The 6,340-nt window shown below is 62.4% G+C and carries 3 protein-coding genes and 1 pseudogene; 3 read left to right on the forward strand and 1 reads right to left on the reverse strand.

The window, feature by feature from the left end:
- Window positions 1–4,146, reverse strand: a 4,146-nt coding sequence (locus BG842_RS20530; protein ID WP_254663338.1) for a S8 family serine peptidase, incomplete at its 3' end; no start/stop codon positions are given.
- A gap of 195 nt (window positions 4,147–4,341) precedes the next feature.
- Between BG842_RS20530 and BG842_RS20535 the strand changes: the two genes are divergently transcribed.
- The 3 genes and pseudogenes from BG842_RS20535 to BG842_RS20545 all read left to right on the forward strand — a co-directional run.
- Window positions 4,342–5,130 (forward strand): winged helix-turn-helix domain-containing protein, encoded by a 789-nt coding sequence (locus BG842_RS20535; protein WP_069452249.1) that lies wholly within the window; start codon window positions 4,342–4,344, stop codon window positions 5,128–5,130.
- Window positions 5,131–5,452: 322 nt separating this feature from the next.
- Entirely contained in the window at window positions 5,453–5,710 is a 258-nt protein-coding gene (locus tag BG842_RS20540; RefSeq protein WP_007983649.1) for a hypothetical protein, read from the forward strand.
- Window positions 5,711–6,094: 384 nt separating this feature from the next.
- Window positions 6,095–6,340, forward strand: a pseudogene (locus tag BG842_RS20545) (ZIP family metal transporter); the annotation flags it as partial.

The following is a 6,340-nucleotide window of genomic DNA, read 5'->3' on the forward strand; positions in this document are numbered from 1 at the left end:
GCGCGTCTCGCCGCCGACGTCCACCGTGACGGTCGTTCCGGCGGACGCCGGTTCGCCGTCAACCGTCACCGTTCCGTGAACGGTCATCGGGAGGGTCGGAAGCGGTTCGACGGCGGCCCCGTTCGCATCGACCGAGACGTCGGTGGGCGACACCGCGTCCGTCATCGTCGCCGAGACGTCGGTGACCGGCAGTCCGCGGTCGTCGGTCGGGATATTCAACCCGTCGTACAGCTCCGTCATCGTCGGGTTACTCGTGAGGTACGTCAGGAGCGTGCCCGCGGACTCAGAGTAGACGTAGTACCCCGTGAACGCGCTCACGTTCGGACCGGGGTTCGAACTGCCGAGTTCGTACGTCCCGCTGAGTTCGCTCCGCGGACCGGGTTGACTCGTCGGTTGCGTGGCGTACTCCTGCACGAGCGTCGGGCTTCCGGAGGAGACGCCGAACGCCTCGTCAGCGCCCGCGTACTGCGGTGCGGCCACGAAGTTCCAGCCTTCCACGAGCGTCGCCTGTCCCGGCGGGGACGGTGGTCCTTGCGTGTGCTCGAAGGTCAGCATCCCGCGCGCGTCGGTCGTGGTACCGACCAACAGCGCGTCGAGCGCATCGACGGACGAATCGGCCGTCAACTGCTCCCACTGCCCGGCGGCGGCGTCGTAACCGTAGACGGTGCCGTCGAACGAACCCAGAATGTCGCCGACGGTCTGGTCCGTCGGCCCGGGGATGCCGACGGATGCGTTTCGAACGACGTTCCCGTCAACGACCGCGCCGTTCGCGGTATCGACCGAGATGCCCGTCGTCGCGTTGCGAACCGTGACTTCCCGGACGGCCGCGTTGTCCGCGCCGTCGACGGAGAGGCCGCTCGTTCGTCCGCCCGCATCGACCGTAACGCCGGTCACGGTGACGTCGGGTGCGTCGACCGCGATGTTGTCGCCGGTCGCGTTTTCGGGTGCGGCGATGACCGGAGTCGCTCCGTCGGCACCGCGGATGGTGACGCCGGGCGTATCCACCGTCACCTGCTCGGTGTACGTGCCGCTACCGACGACTATCTCCGCGCCCGGTGGCGCGAGGTCGACCGCTTCCTGAACGGACTCGACGTCCGTGGGTACGTTTATCGGGGCGTCGTAGACGGCGGTCGGTCCGGTTCGAACCGTGACCCGTTCCGCGTCCGGCCCAGCGGTCGCCGTGGTTTCGAGCGAGAACGAACCGACGGCGTTCTCGTCGGGGACGACCCTGATGGTGTACTCGTCGGTCGTCTCCGGGGGTCGTTCGAGGATGGGGAGGCCGAACGGAATCGGTCCCCACCCGTCGATGTAGAGCGTGAGGTCGTCCTCGCTCAGCGTGGAGTTCTCGCTCAAATCGACTTGCACGTCGCGGAGTTGGTTCACGGAGAGGTTCACTTCGACTTCCTCGCCCATGCTCACGTGGCGGGGCTGACCGGATTTGACGATGACCGCCGGAGCGGTGCTCACGTACTGGACCGCGTTCGCTAGTATCGCGTCCGCCTCCTCGGTGTAGTCGCCGTTTTCGACGTACGACGTGCGGCCGAGCGACGATGCGAGCACCGTGCCCGTCTGTCGGTCGACGCCGATTGCGGATCCTTTAGTGCCGTCGTCGTCGCCGACCGTGGCGACGGTTTGGCCGCTGTATCCGTCGTACCACGCGTGGTCGCCCCAGCTTCCGGTGTGGATGGTCACTTGGTCACCGACCGAGCCGACGCCTTCGAACAGGGGACTCGACTCCGTGATGGTGAAGTACGGGTTTCCGGCCCCGAACCCTTCGTCGGCGGTACTCGCGGGGTCGCCGACCGCGGTGGAACGTCCCGTGATGCCGTTGCTGTTGTCGCCCCACTGTTCCAACCAGACGACGCCGGTGCTCGGGCTGTTCGTCGCGTCGACGAACGCCTGCGCGTCGAGTTGGCCGGGGTCGAAGTCCTGAATCACGAACGAGTCGTACTCGCCGACGGCCTCCATGGCGTTCTCGTCCTGCACGACCGTCACCTGATAGTTCGCGGGAAGCGACCCGTCGAGGGCGTCCGCGGTCTGCTCGCCGAACCCGTCGTCCGAATCGACCACGGCGATGGTCGTGTACTCCTCGAAGATTTCCGTCGGGCCGGTCGTCGCCGTCACGCTGTCGTTCGTCCCTTCGAAGGTGTGAGAAAGCGAGAACGAGCCGTGCGTTCCCGACGTCGTTTCGACCGTCACGGTGAGTTCACCGGAGTAGCCACCCAAGTCGATGGCCTCGTCGAACGCGTGTTCCTCGCCGTTGACGACCAGCGTCGCGTTGTTCGTCTCGTAGTCGCCGTCGAGTTCGACGGTGTACGTTTCCAGATTTCGCACGTCCGCGGTGACGGTAACTGACTCGCCGCCTTCTATCGCATCGGGTTGTCCGTCGAGGATGCGAACGCCGAGGGCGGGCGACAGCGAGAAGTCCTGCCGCGCGAACGACCCGTTTTCGACGGTGACCGTCGATGTCGTCGTCCCGTATCCGAACGCGCTCGCGGTGACGTCGTACGTTCCGGGTTCTTCCAGGAGCGTGTATCCACCGGAGGCGTTCGTCTCGGTTGTTCGACCGGTGTCGAGGGAAACGGTCGCACCGTCGACCGGCGCGCCGCTCTCGTTGGTCACCGTTCCGGTGATACCGTTTTCGAGCGCGACCGTATCGGTCGCCGCCTTCACGTCGATGATTCCCGCGCCGTATCGGGTGTCGTTTCCGTCGCGGGGCGAGCAACTCGGCGAACAGTTCTCCGGTTTGAACGCCGTTTCGCGGAAGGCAGACCGGATGTCCGACGGCGGTAAGTCGCCACCGGCCGCGGCGACCATCAGTGCCGCGGCACCGGCGGTGTGCGGGGTCGCCATCGACGTTCCGTCGTATCGGGAGTAGCCGCCGCCGGGGACGGAACTCTTGACGTCAACGCCGGGTGCGGCGACGTCGGGGACGACGTAACTGTCCGGCCACGAGGCGGGTGCGTCGCTTCCCCAGTCGTTTTCGGTGTCTATCTCTTCGCCGCTGGAGAACGACGCGATGCCGAGGTCTTCGTTCGACGCGCCGACGGCGAACGATTCGTACACGTTGCCGGGCGAGCCGCTCGTCCCTTCGCCGCTGTTTCCGGCCGCGGCGACGACGATGGTACCTGCCGATTCGGCGTTTCGAACCGGCTCTATCATCTGACTGTAGTAGCCGGTCGCGCCGAGGCTCATGCTGATGACGTCGGCGTCCTGCTCGACGGCCCACTGCATCCCCGCGGCGACTTGCGTGAAGGAGCCGCTACCGCTGGGGAGGATGAGCCCGTGCATGAGTTCGACGTCGGGCGCGACGCCGATGTATTCGCCGCTGGCGTTGCCGCCGGAGACGGTTCCGCTGGTGTGCGTCCCGTGCGTGTCCGTGTCGTGTGGCACGCTGCCCTGAACGCGGTTGCCGCCGTCGTCGAACTCGGCCCACCCGCCGGGGTAGGTCGGGTCACTCTCGTTTTCGGTGTAGAGTTCGATGTCCGGGTGGTCAACGTCCACCCCCGTATCGAGCACTGCCACCTTAACGCCGTCACCTCTCGTCCCGTAGTCGTCCCACACGTCCGTCGCGTTGATCTGGTCGAGACCGTAGGTGGTGTTGTAGTCCGTCCCGCCGACGCTTTTGGCGGCGTCGTACAGACCGACGGGCGTCTCGTCACCGCCGGAGTCGGCGGGCTTCGGAAGCGTGAGTTCGAAGTTCTTGTGCAGCCGTGTGACGCCCTCTATCGTCGCGAGTTTCTTCAGGTCGGCGTCGGAGGTATCGACGCGGAGCACGACGGTGTTGGTTATCCACAGCCGATTGAGGACTGTAACGCTGTCCGCGTGTCGCTTCGCGTACGAGAGAACGGGCCGCTGGCTCCGTTCCGCGTGCGTCTGTAGCGTCTCCAACGTTGTGGCCCGGTCCGCGGTCACGTCCGGGTTCGCCTCCTCTAAGCGCACGACGACGGTCACGGTTCCGTCCGCGTCCGTCAGCGCCGGGTCGATTGGCGCGGCGGAATCGACGGACGTGGACGTTTCCATCGTGTCGAGATGTGTGGTTGTTTCCTGTGCCGATACGGACGCACCGAGGAACGGTGCGATACACGAAACCGTCAGCACCCAAACGAGCGCGAGTGCTAGTATTCTCTTTTTTCTATGCAGCACATTATATTCTACACACATAATTAATATATAGTTAGAAAATAAATATATTTAAGCAATGAAGATGATTCAACAGATGAAACGACGTTCAAATTGTGACACAACTGGTAACAACTGCCACTCTTCGCTACCGACCGGCGACAGTCGTGCGGAGCGTCCCGACGCACAGCGTCCGAGCGGGACGGCGTTGGAAAACGGATGACGTCTCACGAGTACGCGACGTTTCTCGCCGGTTCGGCGAACCGTGCCCGCGTCGTCACTGCCCTCCACGAAGACGGAAAGGGGACCGTTGGAAGCCTCTCCGACCGCCTCTCGATGTCGCGTTCGACCGTCCACCGGACCCTCCGGACGTTCACCGAGTACGGGTGGACGCAACGCGTGGACGGTACCTACCGCCTCACGGAGGCCGGGGAACTCGTGTTGGACGCGTACGAAACGTTGATTCGGACGATAGAGTGGGTCGAGGAGTACGAGGAGCTTCTCACGCATCTCGACGACGCCGACGGGACGTTTCCGATACACGGCACCACCTGTGCGAACATGGTATCGGCGACGAAAGACGACCCGTACAGGGCAACCACGTACATCATCGACGCGCTCACGGAAACGTCGGCCGACCGAATCCGCTGTATCACGCCCATCGTCAGTCCGCTGTTCGCCGACGCGGCGCGACGGCTGCTCGACCGAGGAGCGCGGATCGAACTGATAGTCTCGGAACCGTCTCTGGAATCAGCGGTCCAACGGTCGGCCGAGCAGCGACCACCGGATTCGGTCGCGCGGTTCGAGCTCTACAGCGTTCCCGAAGACCTCCCGTTCGGCGTGACGATTCTCGACGGCGAGCGCGTACTCGTCTCCGCGTTCGACGAGCGCGGCAACTTACGGGCGTGTCTCGACGGCAAGAACCCCGATTTCGTCGAATGGGCGACGAGTACGTACGAGACGCGACGCGGAGAAAGCCGTCGGGCGAACGTGATCCCGGATCTGTGACGGCGAGCCGAGTACGACGTTGGACCCGTCGCTCATGCTGCTAATCCGAAACGGTCTCTCCGCGTATCTTCGACGCGACGTGTCGTGTTCGATTGATCGACTGATTCCGATCGTATCGTCGAGTATATCATCGATTGGTCTTTTTGGCTCCAGAACAATATAACGGGCTCAGAGAAGTTTTTGAAAGGTCTAAAGATTTTTGAGCCGTTTATAAAACGTCGACGAACCGGTATTTGGGGCTGAAATGTCGTGAATTATGCTTTACTCTCGACTTGTTATATTACCCCTCCAGTCATAGAGAGAAATACATCCCCGAGAAATCATGTCGAGTCCTCCAACGATACGGAAGGAAGGTGCATCGAACTTCGAATTCCTATCCCGTCACACCGTCGAAGCAGCGGGAAAGAAACTCCTCGCTCCAGTGCAGTTCGTCGGCTTTTGGTCAGCCATCGCGCTCCCGTTCGGCTACCTCCCCCTCCTCTACAGCGGCCCTGTCTCGGACTCCGCCGACGCGTTAGCGCTGCTCTTCGTCCTCAATCTCGTCGCGATGGTCGTCGGTCACGGCTACAAACGCGATTGAAACTCCCGACATCGGTGTGAACGGCCGTTTGCCATGGACGGCACGCGCCGACCCCTCCCGGCATCGAACCTCGACGCCCTGACCTCCCCTTCGACTCGATGTATGTTCGCTCCGCCAGTCGTTCGCTTTCCCCCTGTTCTTCGTTTCCTCTGTTCACTTCTTCTTTCTATCTCAGTCTCTGGTAATTTCCGCGTCTCTATCGCGTTGTCCATCGTTTACGCTTCTCGCTCCCATCCCGATTCCTGATAGCCAAACAACAGAATTGAGAATATATTTTTACTTTTTGGAAAATTCTCTTCTAGTATCTCTCCAATACGTTTTAGGCCCGCCAAAAATAGTAATGGAAGTGATAACTATTAACCCCTTCGAGTACCAACGGCAAGTATGACCTTACTCGCTAATCTCGTATTGGTGTTCATTGCGGGGCTGATTACGGCGCTGGCGACGGGTATCGGCGCGCTCCCGTTCTTCCTCGTCAAGGACGTAAACGACCGCTGGAACGTGGGACTCTGGGGACTCGCGTCCGGAATCATGGTCTCGGCGTCCGTCTTCGGACTGATATCCGAGGGTCTCTCCAGTGCGAACGGCGGTAGCGTAATCGGCGTCGTCATCGGTATGCTGGTCGGCGTG

Origin of the sequence: Haladaptatus sp. W1 (assembly GCF_001723155.1) — an archaeon.
GTDB classification, from domain to species: Archaea; Halobacteriota; Halobacteria; order Halobacteriales; family Haladaptataceae; genus Haladaptatus; species Haladaptatus paucihalophilus.